The organism is Oleiphilus sp. HI0132, assembly GCF_001635845.1.
The window spans coordinates 1-946 of sequence record NZ_LWGJ01001878.1; the positions used below are offsets into that span (position 1 = coordinate 1).

2 protein-coding genes are annotated in these 946 nt (G+C 43.8%); both read left to right on the plus strand.

The annotated features are described in order from the left end of the window. Positions 1 to 16: 16 nt before the first annotated feature. Positions 17 to 535, plus strand: coding sequence for a peptidylprolyl isomerase (locus tag A3766_RS28315; RefSeq protein WP_068510343.1), 519 nt, complete (start codon positions 17 to 19; stop codon positions 533 to 535). Positions 536 to 544: 9 nt separating this feature from the next. After that, positions 545 to 946 (plus strand): UDP-2,3-diacylglucosamine diphosphatase (locus tag A3766_RS28320; RefSeq protein WP_068643440.1); only part of this gene is annotated, 402 nt, incomplete at its 3' end.

A 946-nucleotide genomic window follows, 5' to 3' on the forward strand; every position in this document is an offset into this window, starting at 1 on the left:
AGGAAAGCCAAGACTCATGATCTTATTAAAAACCAACCACGGTGATATCACACTTAAGTTAGATTTCGAAAAAGCGCCAGTGACTGCTAAAAACTTCGAGCAGTATGTTAAAGAAGGTTTTTACAACGGTGTTATCTTCCACCGAGTGATCAGTAACTTCATGATTCAAGGTGGTGGTTTTGAGCCAGGCATGAACCAGAAAACTACCCGTGAAACTATCAAGAACGAAGCAAACAATGGTCTAAGCAACAAGAACTACACCGTTGCCATGGCTCGTACTATGGACCCTCACTCAGCGTCTGCACAGTTCTTTATCAATGTTAAAGACAACACGTTCCTAGACTATACGGCTGAAACAATGGAAGGCTGGGGTTATGCAGTATTTGGTGAAGTCGTTGAAGGTCAAGACGTTGTCGATAAGATCAAAGGCGTTAAGACCACGACTAAAGCTGGCCACCAAGACGTGCCAGTTGAAGACGTGATCATTGAAGAAGCTAGCGTTCTTGAAGGTGAAGCAGCTGAAGATGGTGAATAAGACCTCGTCATGAGCACTTATTTTATTTCAGATCTGCATCTGGAAGAGTCACGCCCTGATATTATCAGGGCTTTCTTTTTATTCCTCGACTCTATTCAAAACGATGCTGACAAGCTCTATATTCTTGGTGATTTCTTCGAAAGTTGGATTGGTGACGATGAAAACACCGAACTTCAGCTTGAAGTAAAACAGCGCCTCAAAGCCCTCAGTGAGCAAGGTTGCCAACTTTTCTTTATGCACGGTAATCGTGACTTTTTAGTAGGCGATGTTTTCGCACAAGAAACTGGCGCCACCCTACTTGATGATCCATGTGTTATCGACGTAGCAGGCGAACCAACACTGCTTATGCATGGCGATAGCCTCTGTACTGCTGATACCGGCTACATGAAATTCAGAGCAACCATTCGTAAC